The organism is Neoroseomonas terrae, assembly GCF_018129025.1.
Lineage (GTDB): Bacteria > Pseudomonadota > Alphaproteobacteria > Acetobacterales > Acetobacteraceae > Neoroseomonas > Neoroseomonas terrae.
The window spans coordinates 1-16,631 of the sequence record NZ_JAAEDI010000021.1 but is presented as its reverse complement, the minus strand read 5'-3'; the positions used below and the strand labels follow the sequence as shown (position 1 = coordinate 16,631).

Below are 16,631 nucleotides of genomic sequence, written 5' to 3'. Positions count from 1 at the left end.
GTGGCAGCGAAGGAAATCTTCGCCGCGCGCAAGGCGGGCAAACTCGACGAGGCGCTCGGGCTTGCACGTACCGAATATGCGCGGGATCCGAAGGACACCTGGGTGCTCCGCGCCTATGCTTGGGTGCTTTATGACTATGTGAAGAAGGCGACGGATGCTTTCGAGGCGAAGCAGCTGTCAGCTACCGCCCTATCCCAGCGCATCACGCCGTACATGAAGGAGTTTTCCAAGTTCGGGGGCCTGCTGCGTCGGGATACCTGCTTCTCCCAGATGGTGCGGCTGGCGATGAAGGCGTCCGGGGCCTGGACTGACTTCCTGATCTTTGCGCGTTGGGCGGGGACAGAAGACCTGGATCCGGAGGCCAACCGTACTTTCATCAACGAGGACGGCAAGACACTAGATAGCCAGCAGACGCGCCTGAAGCGCGCGATTTCCAAGCAAACAGTCGCCATGGCGGGGATGCCTGGCGTGGATCAGGAACTGATTGAATGGGGTCAGGGCGTCCTCGCGGAAGCGCTGAGGGAGACCCCCGACGACCAGTGGCTGAACTTCTACAGCAGCAAGATGCACCTCCTGCGGGGCGAGGTCGAGCCGGCGGCTAAGCGTCTGTTCCCCATCCTGCGGCGGCAACCCCGCGCGGCTTGGCCCTGGTCGTTGCTCGGCCTGATCTTGGAAGCCTCTCGGCCCCTCGACGCGCTCATCTGCCTCACCCATGCCAGTCATCTCGCGCGGGAGGAGCTGGAGGTCGCAAAAGTTCGCCCACGCCTTGCGCAACTCCTCGTCCATGCCAATCGATTCGACGAGGCCGCGTATGAAGTGCAGCGAGCCCTGGCGTTTCGCGAGCAGCAGGGTTTCAAGGTACCCACCGATCTGGCCGCGCTAGCAGCGAGCGATTGGTATCACCACGCTGTGGCGGCGGGCAGCCTGCGGCGTGTGCCACCAGCGGCGACGGCGGCTCACGCCCTGCTTGACGCGTTGGATGCGCGCGAGCTCACCTATACGAAGGGCGTCATCGACCATGTCAACGCCGAAAAGCGCCTAAGTTACGTCGCCACCAGCGCAACGGATGGGTTCGCCCTGTTGCATCATGCCTTCCCCACTATCGCCGAGTTGCCACCAGGCACGCTGGTCGAAATCGGCTGCGCGGAGGTGGGCGGGGCGCCACAGAAATGGCGCTCAGCGCCACACGGGAGCCTGCCCGGTCTCTACGAGGCGGCTTGGGGTTGGCTGGAACGTAGGCCCGACCAGGACTTCGCCTTCATTCGCACCAATACAGACGACGTCTTCGTCCCGCCTCATCTCGCGAAAGACTTCACCGCCGGCGAAGCCCGTGAGGTCCGCTGCTGGGCTATCCGGCGCGCCAACAAGACAGGCAAGGTTGGTTGGCGCGCGATCAGCTTCATCCAGATCGGACCCGAAGATGCCTCGGAAACGCACATATTAACCTCAGCCGCCGTGCCCGGCCCCTGATTCGTCTGCCCGGCGGCAGAATACTCCGACCAAGGCTCCCGGTCGGTCCGGTACCACCCCTCGCATGCAACGGGACCGCAGATTGATGCTACCCCGACCTACTCGATACGGAAATCGAGGCGGCGCCAGAGCTCGAAATCGTTGATCCATGCCACGTCCATGGTCACGCAGACGTCCGGAACCTTTCGGTTCGCGCGCTGCTTCTTTGGGCTCGATACCTCGCGCGTCACCACCACCCGATCCGGTCCGCCTAACGCGGCCGCGATGAGGAAAGGGTCGCGACCGATCTTCTCGAGTTCAACGTCATCAAGATCAGGGGCGTACCCTTTGGCAATGACGGTAGCTACCGTCGTGCCATCCGTGGCTTCTGCTAAGATGATCGCCGCCCTCACCTCGGGCTGCCGCAGCCACTGGCCCAGCAGATCGGAAGACTTCGCAACTTCATCGTAGATCTCGCGCGGCATCTTAACCCGGCCGGCCTCAGCCTCGGCGAGCAACCAATCCCAGAAGGGCTTGATGCGATCTATTGGGTAGTAGTCGCCGTGCGCCCTGATGAGGACGTTCGCGTCTATCAGATAGACCGTCATGCTGCGCGCGGCCGCTCGCGCAAAAGCTGATCCACCGCGGTGGGCGCGACGCCAAGGATTCGAGCAGCCTTCGTGTGAGTGAGTATCTCGCCCTGCAGCGCGCGTCGGACAGCGTCCATAAGCCCTGCCCCAAGGCGGGAACGCCGAACTATGTAGTAGCCTGGCCCAGTCTCGTCAGGCTCCCGAGCCTCACGAGCCCGCTGACGCTCCGCTCTCCACCGGTCTGCAAAGGCGCGGAACATCGCCGTCGCAACCTGATTGGAGATCCAGCCGTTCAGGAGAAGTCGGTATGTGACAACGCCCTGACTCACGTTCCAAATCCGAGCCACGTCGTCGGTGAGAGACAGCGCGCTGTCTAGATCGAAGCTGGCAGCACCTGCCGCGGCGATTGGTTTCAGCGCCTCCGGCGGTAGCAAAAACTCCCCTGCCACCTCGTTGCAAAAGCGCTCGACGATGTTGGCCGGAGCACCCCGAAGCGGCCCACTCACCCCAGTCGCACCGATCCAGATATGCGCCAGTTCGTGCATCAGTGTGAAGGAACGGGCCGGGGTCGCGTCGTTGTCGTTGATCACGACGAAGGGGGCGACGTCATCCGCGAGAGCGAAGCCTCGGAACGTCTCCTCGCTGATGTCGGAATGATGGGAGCCGAGATCGCCCAGGAGAAGCACGAAGATGCCTGCCCGCTCCGCGGCGGTGCGCAGTAGGCTGAATAGGGCTGCAGGATCCCTGGCCCCTCGCTGTTCAGCCGTAGTGACGCCGAGCGTCTTCCGGATGCGGGAGGCTACAGCCTTCGCCCCGTCGGCGACTCGGCAAGAGGCGACGAAGTCCAGAGGAGTGGTATCTTCATCCTCGATGAGCGCCTCGCGGAGCAGCTGCTGGCGCGTGCGAATGTCGCGGATCAGAGCGTCGAGAATAGCGTCCTCGCGAGGGGACGCCGCGCCGGCGATGGTACGGAAGTCCTCGCCTCGCTCGCCTCGTGTGGGGGGCTGGGGCAGGTAGAAGGTCACCAGGGGCCGACGGTAGATCGCAGCCGCCTTCTCCAGCATACCCTGGCCGATCGGCCGTTCACCGCTCTCCGCCTGGAGGAGCTTCTCGACGGCGGTTGCCTTTGCCGTGGATTTCAGGCCGAGCTTGGCCGCCGCCTCCTCGGGTGCGAACCCGGCGGTCTCGCGGGCCCAGGACAGAACCCTGGGATTGATTTGCACGGCTCGTGCCATCTCGGCTGTCAATCGTCCTCCGCCGCATACTACGGCAGTCCCCGGCCGGGCGGAATCCTCCACGAGGCGGGCGCCCGGCGTCTGGGGACGGGTGGCATCGTCGTCCATGGCCCGGCCGGCGTCGCGATCCTGACCATGCGGCAGCGGCGTGGCGAGACGTGCTGCCGCACTGGCGGCCATCACTAGGTATTCTCTGGGTCGACATTGGGGCCAGGCTCGTCCAGCGCCGACAAGGCCTGCCGGAGATGGTCCCTGATTGCGTCCAGATCCGGCGAAGGCTCAAAGCGATCACGCCGCGCGAGGCGCAGCACAGCGAGGAAGACGGCATCGGACCCGGCCATCAGGGCGATGAGGTGTTCACCGCGCGGGCCACGCTTTCCGCCGATCCATCCCTTCACGGCGCGTTCGCTGGCGCCGGTCCAGCGCATGATGGTCTTCGCTGAGGCGCCGTCCGCGGTCATTTCGCGTCGCAGCGCGTCGGCGATCGCGCGCGCATAGCCGACCGGCGGCTGCGAAGCCATGTCGAAGAAGGGCAACTTCTTGCCCTTCGAGTGCAACAAGTTGCCCTTCTTCGTCCGCACAGCACATTCCACTCCCGATATCATGAGAGTGAAGGTGCAATGCGCTCGACCGCCCCGCCCGGCATGTCGCGACGTGACGATGCTGCTGCGTTCCTTCCCGAAGGACTGTGCGAAGGGGACGTGCCGTGGTCGATGCAGCAGCAACCGGCGCAGGGGGAGGACTCGATCAGACACCCCCGCGCACCAGGGCTGCCGAGTATGTGCGGATGTCCACCGACCATCAGCGCTACTCGACCGAGAACCAGGCAGATGAGATCCGCGAGTACGCGGCGCGGAACGGCATCGAGATCGTTCGCACATATGCCGATCACGGCAAGAGCGGGCTGAGCATCGCGGGGCGCGACGCGATGAAGCAGATGCTCGCCGATGTCGAGGCCGGACAGGCCGACTTCTCCCTGATCCTCGTGTACGACGTCAGCCGCTGGGGACGTTTCCAGGACACGGACGAAAGCGCCTACTACGAGTACAAGTGCAAGAAGGCCGGGGTCCGCGTGATCTACTGCGCGGAGCCATTCGAGAATGATGGCAGCATCGCCTCCGAGCTCCTGAAGAGCATCAAGCGTACCATGTCAGGGGAGTACAGTCGGCAACTCGGGAACAAAGTGTTCAAGGGTCAGTGCCGTCTCATCGAGTTGGGCTTTCGGCAGGGCGGCTCGGCAGGCTTCGGGCTGCGCCGATTCCTGATCGATGGCGCCGGAGCGCCGAAGGGCGAACTCACTCGCGGCCAACACAAGAGCATCCAGACCGACCGCGTCGTACTGACGCTGGGGCCTGTCGATGAGGTCGAAGCCGTCCGCTGGATCTACCGCAGCTTCGTGGAGGACGGCCAGAACGAGGAGGCGATCGCGCGACTGCTGAACGGGCGCGGCATCCTGAACGATGTCGGCCACCCCTGGTCTCGAGGGAATATCCACCAAGTCCTGATCAACGAGAAATACGTCGGCGACAATGTGTGGAATCGCGTCTCAGCCAAACTCACTGAGCGGCGGCGCAAGAACACGCCCGATGAGTGGATCCGGCGCGATGGCGCCTTTCCAGCCGCGGTGGACCGGCTGCTCTTCGATGCGGCGCAGGTCATCATCCAGGAACGCTCGCGCAAGCTCACGGACGACGACATGCTGGAAGCCCTTCGTCGGGTGCTTGCCACGCATGGGCGCCTGACCGGAATCCTGATCGACGAGGCCGATGACACGCCGTCGAGCAGCGCTTACGCGCAGCGCTTCAAGAGCCTGCTGAGGGCGTACCAGCTGATTGGCTACACGCCAGAGCGCGATTTCGCCTTTCTGGATGCCAATCGCGCGGTGCGTGAGATGCATCCATCCGTGATGGCGGGGGTCATGGCCGGCCTGGAGCGTGCGGGGGGCGCGGTTGTGCGCGATCCCGAAACCGACCTGCTCACGATCAATGACGAGTTCACGGCGGCCGTTGTGATCTCGCGATGTCGGGTGGCTGCAAGCGGAATGCGGCGCTGGCTCATCCGGTTGGATGAGGGCCTCACCCCAGACATCACGGTGGCCGTTCGGCTGGAGCCGGGCGAGACGACGACGCTCGATTACTACCTGCTGCCCTGGATCGACCTGCAGCTTGCGTCGCTGCGCCTGCGGCAGGCCAACGGCTTCGGCCTGGACGCCTTCCGGTTCGACACGCTGGAGCCGTTCTTCGACTTGGCAGCACGGGCGCCGATCAGGGGAGTGGGATGATAACCGAGCGAGACACCAGGAGCGAAGCGCAAGCCATCCCGGTCGACCTCATTCACATCTCCAACCCGCGGGCGCGTAGCCCGCGCGCCTTCGACGAACTCGTCGCCAGCATCGCCTCAGTCGGTCTGAAGCGGCCGATCACAGTTGCGGCGCGGTCCTCCACCGAGGGGAGTCGGTATGACCTCGTCTGCGGCCAAGGGCGTCTCGAAGCCTTCAGAGAGTTGGGCCAGACGACAATTCCGGCGGTGATTGTCGAGGCCGACCCGGAGCAACTCCAGATCATGAGCCTGGTGGAGAACCTGGCACGGCGTCAACACCATGCCCTTGACCTTCTCCATGACATCCAAGGCATGCGCGAGCGCGGGCATTCCGAGGCCGACATCGCCCGGAAGACAGGATTAACCGGGGAGTATGTTCGCGGCGTCCTCCGCCTGATCACGAAAAGCGAGACGCGCCTGCTCACCGCGGTGGAGAAGGGAACCATCCCTGTCAGCATCGCCGTCGATATTGCCCTGGCCGCCGATACCGATACTCAGCGCGTGCTGCAGGAAGCCTACGAGAAGAACTTGCTGCGCGGCCACAAGCTCATGGCCGCCAAGCGCCTCGTTGAGCAGCGTCGCCGGAAGCGAGGTTACGAAGGAGAGCGCGATCGCGGGGCACGCGCACGCCCACTATCGCTCAACGCGCTGGTACGAACCTACCAGCAGGACACCGAAAAGAAGCGCCTTCTCGTTCGCCGAGCCCAGGCGACGCGCGATCGGCTTGTCTTCGTCCTTGAGGCGCTCCGCGCCCTCATGGCTGACGCAAGCTTCGCCGCGCTGCTTACGGCTGAGCGCATCGAGACCTTGCCTCGCAGCCTCACCGAGCGCCTCCGTGCGCGGGAGGGCGCATGATGGCGAAATCCCCGCTAGGCCAAGCGGTCCATGCGTGCTTCGAGCAGAAGCTCGTCTCGCTCCCGATCAGTCAGATCGACTTCCTGCGACCCGTTGCGCCAAAGGTGCGCCGATCCGCGAAGTATGCGCGCATCGCGGCGTCGATTGACGAAGTCGGAATCATCGAGCCGCCGGTCGTTGCACGACGCTCGCCGAACAACGATCGGTACCTTCTGTTGGATGGGCACCTCCGCGTTGATGTCCTCGCATCTCGCGGAGCGGAGCACGTCGCTTGCCTGTTGGCCACGGACGACGAAGCCTTCACGTACAACAAGCGGATCAGCCGCCTCGCGGCCGTGCAGGAACACCGCATGATCTTGAAGGCGATCGAGGACGGCGCGTCGGAGCAGCGCATCGCACGCGCACTGAATATCGACGTGCAGACGCTTCGGGCAAAGAAGCGCATGCTGGCCGGCGTGTGTCCAGAAGCAGTAGACCTGCTGAAGGACCGCTCTATCGCGGAGGGCCTGTTTCGCGTCCTGAAGCGAATGCAGCCGTTGCGCCAGATCGAGGCAGTGGAGCTCATGATTGCGATGGATCGCTTCACGATCACCTATGCCGAAGCATTGCTGGCGGCCACGCCACAGAACCAACTCGTGGCCGACGACCAACCCAAGCAGGTTCGCGGCCTGACGCCCGAGCAGATGGCGCTGATGGAGCGCGAAAGCAGCCAGCTCGAGCGAGAGTTGCGGGTTGCTGAGCGGAGCTACGGCCCGGACCATATGCATCTCGTCGTCGCACGCGGCTATCTCGGCAGGCTGCTCGGGAACGCCCGCGTGGTTCGATACCTTGCCCAGCAGCATCCTGAGTTCCTCGCAGAGTTTCAGCGGATCATCGAGGGCGACACAGCAGCAGCATGACACCCGGTGGGCCGGGCGGGGCTGGCCGTTGAGATGGGGACCCGGACCCGAAAGCGCGGGGACCACCGGAGAAGCCGCACGGTGGGGCGGATCGAGGGTGGTGGTGGGGATGGCGGCGAACCCGCTGGTGCCCACCAGGCCGGCCGCCATGGGACCGGCCGAACAGTGGAAGCGTGCCCGGCACAGTGACAGCGCTGGGCACGCCTTCTGCCGAGCGCGCATTGGGCCATCACCTCCCTGATGCCCCGTTCTATCGGATCATCTCCCATGGCGTTGACGCAGGAGACGACAGCGATGGCTGGCATAGAAGACGATCCCCGGTTTCCTCGCGGCCCGATGGGCCCTGATGAGCGGGAGGAGTTCATTCGGCTGATGGAGGCACTTGGTGACGAGGGGCGCACAACGGTGTTGGCTCTCGCCAGGCACTATGCTCGACAGAGGGGCATGGCTTGGGTGGACGCCGTGCCCGCCATGAAGTCGCGGCGCAAGCGGCTGGGTCGTCGGGGCTGCGCGGCACGCCGTACGTGATCACCGACCAGGTGCTTTGAACGGTCACGGCACCCTTCGCTTTCGCGCACTGACCGAAAGCGTCGCAGCACCCAGATCGAAAGTCGCCGTGGGCGAGATGTTGCGCGCCATGACGCGGACGGTGTTGTTGGACCAGGTTGCGGCGTCGAGCTCGATGAAGCGCGTCGAGGACGCCAGCGCCGCATGGGCGAGATCCCCCTGCCGTGCGCCATTGACGGTGACGTCGAGCAGGCTGGTCGCCCCAGGCGCCAGGCTCGGCAGGTCCCAGGCCGCCTCTGCGGCGAACTCCCGCTGCCCGACCGGGAGAACCGGCGTGCCGCAGAGCAGCGCCGGTGCCGCCTCCGGCAGGCCGCAGAGCCGCAGCGCCTCAAGCTCGATCTGCCCGTCAAAGCCGACGATGCCGATCTGCGCGAAGGCCACGCCGGGACCGAGCCGCACCGTCATGCGCCTGTTCAGCGAGGCGTCGGCCATGGCAGCCCCGCCGGTCCAGGCCTTGGAGGGGACGTTCCACAGCAGCGTGGTGATCGAGGCCAGCGCGTCGCCGGCGACGTTCTCCCGCACATTCATCGCCGCATCGAAGCAGCGCACGAAGATCCGCCCACCGTCGGTGCCACCGACGAGGGAATGCACCAGGGCGAACTCCTTCGCCTGGCTGCATTCCACCACGAAGGCCAACCCCCGCTGCGCCGCGAGCAGCAGCCCGCGCCCGGTCGGCGTGATGTCGTCCAGCCCGTTGAAGGACAGCCCGGCCAGCGTGGTGGCGCTGGTGGTCGAGGTCGCAACGACTGCCAACCCCTCGACGCCGATCTCGGTCGCGCTGTGGCGGAAGGCCCTGGCCCGGACATTCGGCACCGCCCCGAGCAGCCGCAGATGCCGCGACGCCGGCGCCCGGTGCCGGTTGAGCACCGTGTTGCCGCAGCGGGTGGCCGGCGCGGTGTAGTCGATGCCGACCTGGTAGGTGTTGGACCAGGCGACCTCGTACTCGCAATCCTGTGCCGCGGCGGTGTGCCGGGCGACGATCGGCGAGCAGGCCTCCATGCGTAACGCCCGGCCGATGATCGCCGAGCCGCTGGTCTCATTCAGGAAGGGGATGGCGACGTTGGGATCGAGCTGGCGCAGCTCGAAGTTCGGCGCGTCGAAGACGTGCCGGTTGTGGTTGGAATAGGCGCCATCCGCCTTGGACAGCCGGATCCCGAAGCGGTCCAGGCTGGGGTTGATCCCGGTCGCGATGGCGAAGTGGCCGCCATAGTAGCGAACAGACGTGTTCCAGGCGGTCGCGGTGGCGCAGTGGATGTCGAGGCCGACGCGATTGTTGAGGATGCGGCCGAGGTGGAAGGTGCTGTCCTCGACGCCGCGGCCGTCGCCCAGGGTGCGCATGCCGATGGTGAAGCCTGACACCAACCGCAGCTCGACCACCGAGGCGTCGATGTTGCGCACCAGGATGCCGATGTCGGCCTCGTCGAGCCAGTCGGACTGAGTGGCACGCACCACCTGCAGCCCGGCATAGTGCTTCTCGCCGTTGCGGACGGTGCCGCCATCACCGAGCGTCAGCACCGTCGCTGGGGCGGTGCCGGTGTAGCGGATGACCCCGTGCATGATCAGGCCGCGGGCGCTGCCGCCGAGGGTGACACCGGAGGAAACATTCCAGGTACCGGGCGGGATGACCGCGAACTTCTGGTCCGCCGCGGCGCGGTCGAAGGCGGCCTGGATGGCAGCGCGATCATCGGCGACGCCGTCGCCGAGGCCGCCGAAGTCGGAGGGCAGCACCGCCTCGCGGTCGCGGAGGTACTTGGCGAGGTCGGTCTTGCTGACCGCGGTGTCGAGCACCAGCAGGTCGTCGATGCGGGCGGGCATGGTGGAGTTCCCTACAGCGCGGTCGCTGTCACCGGCCCGGCGAGGGCGGAGACGTTGCCCTCGGCCGAGACGGCGCGCAGCCAGTACCAACGGGTGTCGCCGGCACTGAGGCCGATGCGGTCCCAGAAGAGGCTGGTCGGCTCCTCCGCCAGCTTGGCCGCGGCAGCGAGGCTGTTCGTGCTGGCCTCGAACACCTGCAGCCGCACGGCATCGGGCGGGAAGCCGCCGGAGAGGCGGATGCCGCCAGTGATGCCGGTGGCGGTCGGCGCCGCCACCGTGGCCGGGACGAGGGCCTGCCGCCACCCCGACACCGCCCCACTGCGGGCCACGGCGCGCACCCGGACGCCGGTTGGCTCGGCGGTGGGGATGGCGGCGGCGGTGGCACCCAGGGAGCCGCCATAGCCCTGCCAGGCCGCGACCGAGGCCGGCAGGAACTCGACCTGGTAGCCGGCGAGGTGCGAGGAGCCGACCGCCGCCCAGGACAGAGAGATTGCGGCAAAGGCCGTCGCCTGCGGCGTCTCCACCGTGATGGCGGCCGGCGCGGCAATGACGCCCGGGTTGGGCAGCACCACGGCGGGGTTCGCCCCGGTGGCGCGCTCATCGACCGCCGGGTTCCAGTCCCACACCGCGGCGTCCTCCTCCTCCAGGGTGAGATCCACACCGCCCTCGGCGGCGAGCGACCAGGCGGTGACCCGCGCCGGGAAGGGGGTTAGCCGATCGAGGGCGACCGTCGCCGCCTCCCAGGGCCGCAGCCGCAGGGCGGAGAGGTTGGCGGGAAAGGCCACGGTGCGCTGACGGCGGTTGCGCTCCAGCTCGACCTTCATCAGCCGCTGCACCGTGCTGACGGAGGTGGTCAGCGGGAACTCAAGGTCGCGGTAGATCATCTCGCCGCCATCCTGGGCGACGTAGTTGCTGGCCAGCAGCGGTGGCGCGTCGGTCGGCTGCCAGTTGGCGGTGGGCTCGACATAGACGGCGCGCACCCCGTTGAAGAGATCCCGCCGCGGCCGCGCCCCCTGGATGGTGACGTCGCCGCGGAGATCGTCGGAGGCGAGCGTGGCTGCCGGCAGCGCCGGCGCCCCGGCATGGATGAAGAACCGCCCGCCCGAGACCACCAGCGCCCCGGCCATGGCAGCGGCTAGCTTGCGGGTGATGGCGATCTTGCCCTCGGCGAGCGACAGCACGCCGTTGGCGGTGTAGCGGCGCTCGTAGATCCCGGCCCTGGTACCGACCAACTCGTCGCAGATGTTGGCCGCGGCCATTAGCGCGGGGATGTCGATGTCGGACCAGGCGGCCCGCCAGCCGAAGGGCGCGGTGAGGTACCAGGCGAGCAGCAGGGCCGGGTTGTCGGACCAGCCCGTCGCCCCGGTGCGCGGGTCGAGGATGGTGTCGGCGCCCTCGACGATGGCGGCGATGTTGGGCGGTCCGGCGGGGAAGGCCTCGGCGGTGAGCTTGAGCCGGACGGCAACATAGGCGCGGCCGCGGCCGCGATGCTCGGCGGTCCATTGGCCGCCGGTCTCGGCGATCAGGTTGCCGTCCGCCACCTGGTCGGGCTCGCCGAGATGGCGGTCGATGCGCACCAGCCCGGCGAGCGATCCGTCGCTCTCGACCTTGTCGCCGAGGAATACCTCGCCGATCGCCCTCACCCGGTGCGCCGCGAGCACGACCACCGAGTAGAAGTAGCCGTCGGCGCGGCCCTCGTCGTCGGTCGCCGAGTGCAGGAAGACGATCGGCCCCGAGACCTTGCAGCGGCCGAGGACGAGCTGGTGCTCGGTGACCGGTTGGCGGAAGGCCTGGGTGCGGCCGGCGCCGGGCTGGCCGGCGTCGAAGCCGGCGATCGCCGCGGCCTGCGGACTGAGGCTGGCCTGCTTTTTCTGTTTCTGCGGAAAGACCGACTGGCCGATGGCCGAGACGATGAAGGCGGCGCCGGCACCGACCACCGCGCCGAGGATGCCACCACCGACCGCGGCGGAGGCGATGCCAGCCGCGGCGACGGCGATGAGGGGGACAGCGGCAGGCATCGGGCGCGATCCTCCGAGGCGTCAGTCGATGCGCCAGGCAGTGGTGCAATCGGTCAGGGAGATGCGGACCAGGCCGCACGGCCCGACGAAGGCAGCACGGCCGCCATCGACCACCACGCCGAGGCGCGGTGGATCGCCCGCCAGGACAACATCCCCCGCCCGGGCAAAGGCCGGCGGGATGCGCGGGAAGCCGGCGCTATCCGCAGTCGTCTCCAGCGAAGGACGGCTGCGCCAGCGCGGCCGGCGGCCGGTCGTAGCCATCACCGCTGCCAGGGCAAACCGCCCGCAGTTCCATCGGTGGGCGTGAAAGGGGCGCGTCTCCGCCGCCGACAGCAGGGCTGCCAGCCGCGCGTGCCAATCCGGCAGCCGGGCCATTAGCTGGCCGGCAGCCGGATCTCCGCCTCCTGCAGGGCGGGGACGAACTCAAAGAAACGGTCGCCCGGATACTCCGCCTGCTGGTCGGCGTCGGTGTAGCGCCGCACCTCGGCGCGCTCGAGGTCGACGAGGCGGCTCTCGCAGGTCAGCGAGATGCGTGGCTCGGCCCCGTCCACCACCTGCATGGTGTCCATCAGCCCCGCCCAGAGCGGAAATGGGTCGGCGACGAAGGCGCCCTCGGCATCGAGCAGCGCACCCCACAGCCGCGCCGGGCGCAACCGGAAGGACTGCTCGGCGAGCGCGATGTCCACGACCTCCTGCGGCACCGGCGAGAGGGTCAGGGTGATGCGCACCGCGCGCAGCTCGGCCGTCTCCTCGATGTCGGAGACGGCACCGATGGTGCCCATGCCCTCGAACACCACGCCGGCCCAATGGAGCGACCCAAGTCCGGTCCAGGCGCGGATCGGGCCCGAGGCGAAGTCGAGCTCGACCAGGACGACGGGCGTGGCGACCGGCGCGGTCGCGGCGGCCGCAGCCTGGGGCGACAGCCGCGGCGTGGCGACGATGCCGTCGCTCACGGCAGGGCCTCCTCGAGGCGGATGGTGATGGCGGTGAAGCGGCCCGGCCGCGTGGGGTTGGCGCCCTCATCGTCGGAGGCGAGGCGCATGGCGACGGTCGGGGTGGTCAGCACCAGCGGCTCGGCGAGCGGGGCCGCCGCGCGCAGCGGCGGGGCGATCGGGATGGTCGCCGTACCGGTGCCGGAGGCGCTGACCGTCTCGGTCGCCATGTAGAGCCGGCCGGCGAGGCCGATATGATCGCCCGCCCCGACCGCCACCGCGTTCGGCCACCAGCCCTGGGTTTGCAGGGAGAGAGCGCCGCGTGCAGCGCCGACGGCGAGCGACGGCGTGCCCGAGCCCACAACCAGCCCCGTGCCATCGGTGAAGATGGTGGCGTCCGAGAAGGAGTAGGGTCCCGAGGGCACCTCCCCCTGGCTGCGGGGATCGCCGGTGCGGTACTCGCGCCGCCAGTCCCAGATGCGGACGGTGTTGGCCGATCCTGCCAGGGCGGCCAGCAGCCCCTCCAGCACGCCCGCCTGGGCGTGGTTGAGGGGATCGAAGCTGGCCTCGGCGATCCACCTCGCCCCGTCGCGGCGCAGCACCTGCGTCGCGCGGCTGACCGGCGAGACGAAGCGCAGCGTATTGTGCTGCAGGTAGAAGCTCAGCCGCGACGGCCGGAGCGCAGCGGGCCAGGCGTATTCGGTCATGGCTCGCCCTCCCCGCTATCCGCGCACCGTGTCGTAGGCCGCGCCGCCGCGGCGGATGGCATCCAGCGTCATGGCCGAGGCCTGGCGGGCGATCTGTCCGGCGAGCAGCCGCAGCCGCGCCTCGACGCCGGCGTCCGCACCGCGGGCGTCGATCGTGATGCTGGTGTGGATGGTCGGGCCGCCCCCGCCCGGGGCGACACCGTTCGGCAGCACCGTCCCGGCCTGGCGCGGGACGAACCATTCCGGCCCGCGCTCGCCAACGACGTAGGGCTGGCCGGCGGCGACCGGCCCGCCCTCGGCACGGAACAGGCCGCCCAGCCAGGAGCCGAGATCGGTGAACAGGCTGTCGAAGGAGATGCCGGACAGTCCGGCTGAGACCGCATTGCCCAGCGGCTCGGTGATGACCTTGCGGGCGAGGATGCGGGTGATGTCCTGCAGCAGCCCCTCCAGCACGGAGGAGAACTTCTCGCCCTTGACGATCGCGTCCTCGAAGGCACTGGAGAAAGTCAGGCCCAGCTCGCGGACAGTATCGGAGGTGCGTTCCGCGCCGCGCTGCACGCGTTCCTCCGCCCGCTCCAGCTCCTCCATCGCCGCGACCGCCTCGCGCTGGATGGTCTCGTCGGGCACCGCCCGGCCAGCCCGTTCGGCGCGCTCCACCAGGCTGGACAGGGTGGCGAGACGGCGCTGGTCGCGCTCATAGGCGGTCTCGTTCTGCTGGATCAGCCGCTCGCGCTCGCGCAGCAGCTCGTTGAGCTCGCGCTCGGCCTCGCGCGCCTCCCGCGCCCCCTCATTGCTGGCGCGGCGGACGGCAGCGACACGCGGCTCCAGCCGGCGCAGCGCCTCGTCGCGCTCCTGCAGCGCCAGGGTCTCGAGCCGGGAGCGCTCGGCGGCGGTGACGCCACCGGCCGCCTCGGCCTCGCGCAGGCGGCGGACCCGCTCCTCGTATTCCCGGTTGATCCGGAAGCGGTCATCGAGGTCGCGGGTGAGCTCCTGGACGTCCTGCGTCGCACGGCGCCGGCGGGCCTCACCGGCCTGGGCGGCAGCGCTCTCCTGCTCGCTGCGCTGGCGCTCACCGGCGGCCTGTTCGCCGCGGGTGATCTCGGCCTGGAGGTCCGTGTACTGCCGGCGCAGCTCCTCCAGCCGGGCTGCGCGATCCACGCCGGCCTGCTGCTCGGCGGCGCCGACCAGGCCGGGGCGGATGCTGCCACGGCGTACCGGCGCGGTGAGGCTGGCGCGGCCGTCCTGCTGGCTTTCCAGCCGGGCGATCTGCGCGGCTAGCGCCTCGGCATGGCGCCGCATGCCGGCGAAGCGTTCCTCCTCGCTGAGCAGGCCGGCACCCTGGCGGACGCCATCCACCGCGCGGGCCGCAGCCGACAGCGCTCGGGCCAGGGCATTGGACAGGCCGATGGCGCGGTCGAGCTGGCCGAGGAAGTTCTCGGTCGCTGCCGTCAGCTGCCCGAAGGCGCGGCCGAGCGAGAGCGAGGCGCGGTCGAGCTCGGCGCCGAGCCGCTCGGTGGCGCGCAGCAGCGCCGGAAACACCCGCTCGGCGGTGAGCTTGCCCTCGGAGCCGAGCTTGCGGAGTTCGCCGATCGAGACGCCGAGTTCCTTGGCCAGGCCCTCGGCGAGCAGCGGCATGGCCTCGAGGATGGAACGCAGCTCGTCGCCCTGCAGCACGCCGGAGGCCAGCGCCTGGGCGAGCTGCAGCGTGGCCGAGGAGATCTCCTGGGTCGAGGCGCCGGAGACGATGGCGACGCGCTGGAGGCCGCCGACAAGGCGGACCACCTGGTCGGAGGTGGCGCCGATCTCGCGCGCGGCGATCGAGAAGCGCTGGAAGGCGTCGACGCTCTCGGAGACCGCGACGCCGGTGGACAGCGCGTTGCGATACAGCGCCTCGTAGACCGAACTCGCCCGCTCCACTGAGCCGGTGGCGTTCTGCAGGCTGGAGAGGCTCTGGGTGAGCGCATCGCCGGCCTGGACCAGGGCGCGCGCGGCGACCGCGACGCCAGCGAGTTGGATGCCGCGGGTGGCGACATCCAGAAGGTCGAGGGAGCGGGAGGCGCGCTCGGCGCCACCCTTGATCTGCTCAAGCGAGCGCTGGCCGGTCTCGCCGACCTCGCGCAGCTCGGCCTTGACCCGGGCGGCGTCGTCCAGCGACAGGCGGACCGAAACGCGGCGGGTGGCGTCGGCCATGTCAGGTCGTCTCCCCCTCGCGGCGGGCAGCGCTGCCCTCGGCCATGCCGATGCGGATGGCGAGCAGCAGTTCGGCGGTGGCCCAGCCGGACGCGCCCATCTCGCGCGCCGCGGCGAGTGCGCCAGCGGTATCGAGCGTCAGGCCGGCCATGCTCGCCTCAGCGCAGGCGGTGCCGGCGGCCCAGCAGGCGTGGCCCTCGACGCTGGCGGGGGCGTGGGCGGCGTAGGGGCAGGCCAGACCGCAGTCGCGATCGAGCGCTGCGCAGCCGCGGCAGTAGTCGGGCCCGCGGCCGAAGTGCCAGGCGGCGCGAGCCCTCAGCCGTTTCCCTCGGCGGTCACCGCGGCGACGGGCGCGGTGGCGCGGTCCCAGAAGGCGGCGGCGATGTCGTCGAGGTCCATCAGGCGCTCGACTGCCTCGGGCGAGAGCGCCAGCGGTGTGCCGGCGGCGTCGCCGATGCCCTCCCACGCCGTCACCGCGTGGCGGGCGAGCGCCTTGACCAGGAAGGCGAAGGAGAGGCCGCGCGCCATATCCGGGTCGAGGTCTGGGTCGGCGATGCGGATCGCGGCGAGGCGGCGCGCGGCGGTGGCCTGCGCGGCCGCCATCACGGCGGTCGTCACCGGCCGGATCTCAACGCGCACGCCGCGCGGCAGGTCGAGCCAATACGGCTCGGCCGGGAGGTCGAGGGTGAGCATGAGACTTAGCGTCCTTATCTTGAAGCCGCGTCTGCCAGCCGGCAAAGCAACAACCAACGCTGGGAGATGCTGGGACTCTTGCGGGGAGCCTGCCCGTGGATTGGCCGGCGGCGTCCTACCTGAAGCGAGCGTTCGCTACCGCGGATCGTTGTCCGGTAGCGGCATTTCCGCTCCCGGGCGGCTTACGGAAGAAAGCCGCCAGTTACGTGGTCGCCCCCAAGGCCGCCGTGTTCAGCGCTAACCTGACTGCCCCATCCGGCGCTCCGAGCAGCCTAGATGTTTGGTCCCGGGCTTTGATGGTGCAGTCTTCTCGCCGGCATGGAGGGATGCGCTATGGGCCAGGTTCTCCACGGCTGCGCCCG

At 68.7% G+C, this 16,631-nt stretch carries 15 protein-coding genes; 4 read left to right on the top strand and 11 right to left on the bottom strand.

Features of this window, described 5'->3' with window-relative positions; genetic code table 11:
• The gene (locus GXW78_RS19005; RefSeq protein ID WP_211870473.1) at positions 1–1,470 is read left to right on the top strand and encodes a tetratricopeptide repeat protein; all 1,470 of its coding nucleotides are present in this window, start codon (positions 1–3) and stop codon (positions 1,468–1,470) included.
• Between the two features lie 98 nt (positions 1,471–1,568).
• On the opposite strand, the gene GXW78_RS19000 is transcribed toward GXW78_RS19005, so the two are convergent.
• The 3 genes from GXW78_RS19000 to GXW78_RS18990 all read right to left on the bottom strand — a co-directional run bounded on the left by GXW78_RS19000 (position 1,569) and on the right by GXW78_RS18990 (position 3,855).
• The gene (locus GXW78_RS19000) at positions 1,569–2,057 is read right to left on the bottom strand and encodes a DUF4411 family protein (protein ID WP_211870472.1); all 489 of its coding nucleotides are present in this window, start codon (positions 2,055–2,057) and stop codon (positions 1,569–1,571) included.
• Positions 2,054–3,382: an ImmA/IrrE family metallo-endopeptidase gene (locus GXW78_RS18995; RefSeq protein ID WP_246522400.1), complete on the bottom strand. Its 1,329-nt coding sequence runs from the start codon at positions 3,380–3,382 to the stop codon at positions 2,054–2,056. Before GXW78_RS18995 ends, GXW78_RS19000 begins: the two co-directional genes overlap by 4 nt.
• Before the next feature lie 74 nt (positions 3,383–3,456).
• Positions 3,457–3,855 carry a hypothetical protein gene (locus GXW78_RS18990; protein ID WP_211870471.1) on the bottom strand — a complete coding sequence of 133 codons (399 nt, stop codon included), beginning with the start codon at positions 3,853–3,855 and terminating at the stop codon, positions 3,457–3,459.
• A 107-nt stretch (positions 3,856–3,962) separates the two neighbouring features.
• Here GXW78_RS18990 and GXW78_RS18985 point away from each other — a divergent pair, with 107 nt between their 5' ends.
• Genes GXW78_RS18985 through GXW78_RS18975 form a run of 3 tightly spaced genes read left to right on the top strand, consistent with a single transcriptional unit; the run spans position 3,963 to position 7,347 of the window.
• The gene (locus GXW78_RS18985) at positions 3,963–5,555 is read left to right on the top strand and encodes a recombinase family protein (protein WP_408904200.1); all 1,593 of its coding nucleotides are present in this window, start codon (positions 3,963–3,965) and stop codon (positions 5,553–5,555) included.
• Positions 5,552–6,448 carry a ParB/RepB/Spo0J family partition protein gene (locus tag GXW78_RS18980; RefSeq protein ID WP_211870469.1) on the top strand — a complete coding sequence of 299 codons (897 nt, stop codon included), beginning with the start codon at positions 5,552–5,554 and terminating at the stop codon, positions 6,446–6,448. Before GXW78_RS18985 ends, GXW78_RS18980 begins: the two co-directional genes overlap by 4 nt.
• Positions 6,445–7,347 (top strand): plasmid partitioning protein RepB C-terminal domain-containing protein, encoded by a 903-nt coding sequence (locus tag GXW78_RS18975; RefSeq protein ID WP_211870468.1) that lies wholly within the window; start codon positions 6,445–6,447, stop codon positions 7,345–7,347. The genes GXW78_RS18980 and GXW78_RS18975 overlap by 4 nt, the downstream gene beginning before the upstream one ends.
• A gap of 552 nt (positions 7,348–7,899) precedes the next feature.
• Here the strand turns inward: GXW78_RS18975 and GXW78_RS18970 are convergent.
• The 8 genes from GXW78_RS18970 to GXW78_RS18935 form a co-directional block, all read right to left on the bottom strand.
• A complete protein-coding gene (locus tag GXW78_RS18970; RefSeq protein WP_211870467.1) occupies positions 7,900–9,729 on the bottom strand; it encodes a glycosyl hydrolase family 28-related protein in 1,830 nt (609 codons plus the stop codon).
• A gap of 11 nt (positions 9,730–9,740) precedes the next feature.
• Positions 9,741–11,747 carry a phage tail protein gene (locus tag GXW78_RS18965; RefSeq protein WP_211870466.1) on the bottom strand — a complete coding sequence of 669 codons (2,007 nt, stop codon included), beginning with the start codon at positions 11,745–11,747 and terminating at the stop codon, positions 9,741–9,743.
• A 21-nt stretch (positions 11,748–11,768) separates the two neighbouring features.
• Positions 11,769–12,122 carry a DUF6950 family protein gene (locus GXW78_RS18960; RefSeq protein WP_211870465.1) on the bottom strand — a complete coding sequence of 118 codons (354 nt, stop codon included), beginning with the start codon at positions 12,120–12,122 and terminating at the stop codon, positions 11,769–11,771.
• Complete coding sequence (locus tag GXW78_RS18955; protein ID WP_338147787.1) at positions 12,122–12,700, bottom strand: hypothetical protein; 579 nt, start codon at positions 12,698–12,700, stop codon at positions 12,122–12,124. The genes GXW78_RS18960 and GXW78_RS18955 overlap by 1 nt, the downstream gene beginning before the upstream one ends.
• Positions 12,697–13,386: a hypothetical protein gene (locus GXW78_RS18950; RefSeq protein WP_211870464.1), complete on the bottom strand. Its 690-nt coding sequence runs from the start codon at positions 13,384–13,386 to the stop codon at positions 12,697–12,699. Before GXW78_RS18950 ends, GXW78_RS18955 begins: the two co-directional genes overlap by 4 nt.
• 15 nt (positions 13,387–13,401) lie before the next feature.
• Positions 13,402–15,576 (bottom strand): tape measure protein, encoded by a 2,175-nt coding sequence (locus tag GXW78_RS18945; protein WP_211870463.1) that lies wholly within the window; start codon positions 15,574–15,576, stop codon positions 13,402–13,404.
• A 1-nt stretch (position 15,577) separates the two neighbouring features.
• Positions 15,578–15,727: a hypothetical protein gene (locus tag GXW78_RS18940; protein WP_211870462.1), complete on the bottom strand. Its 150-nt coding sequence runs from the start codon at positions 15,725–15,727 to the stop codon at positions 15,578–15,580.
• A 164-nt stretch (positions 15,728–15,891) separates the two neighbouring features.
• A complete protein-coding gene (locus GXW78_RS18935; protein WP_211870461.1) occupies positions 15,892–16,269 on the bottom strand; it encodes a hypothetical protein in 378 nt (125 codons plus the stop codon).
• Positions 16,270–16,631 lie beyond the last annotated feature (362 nt).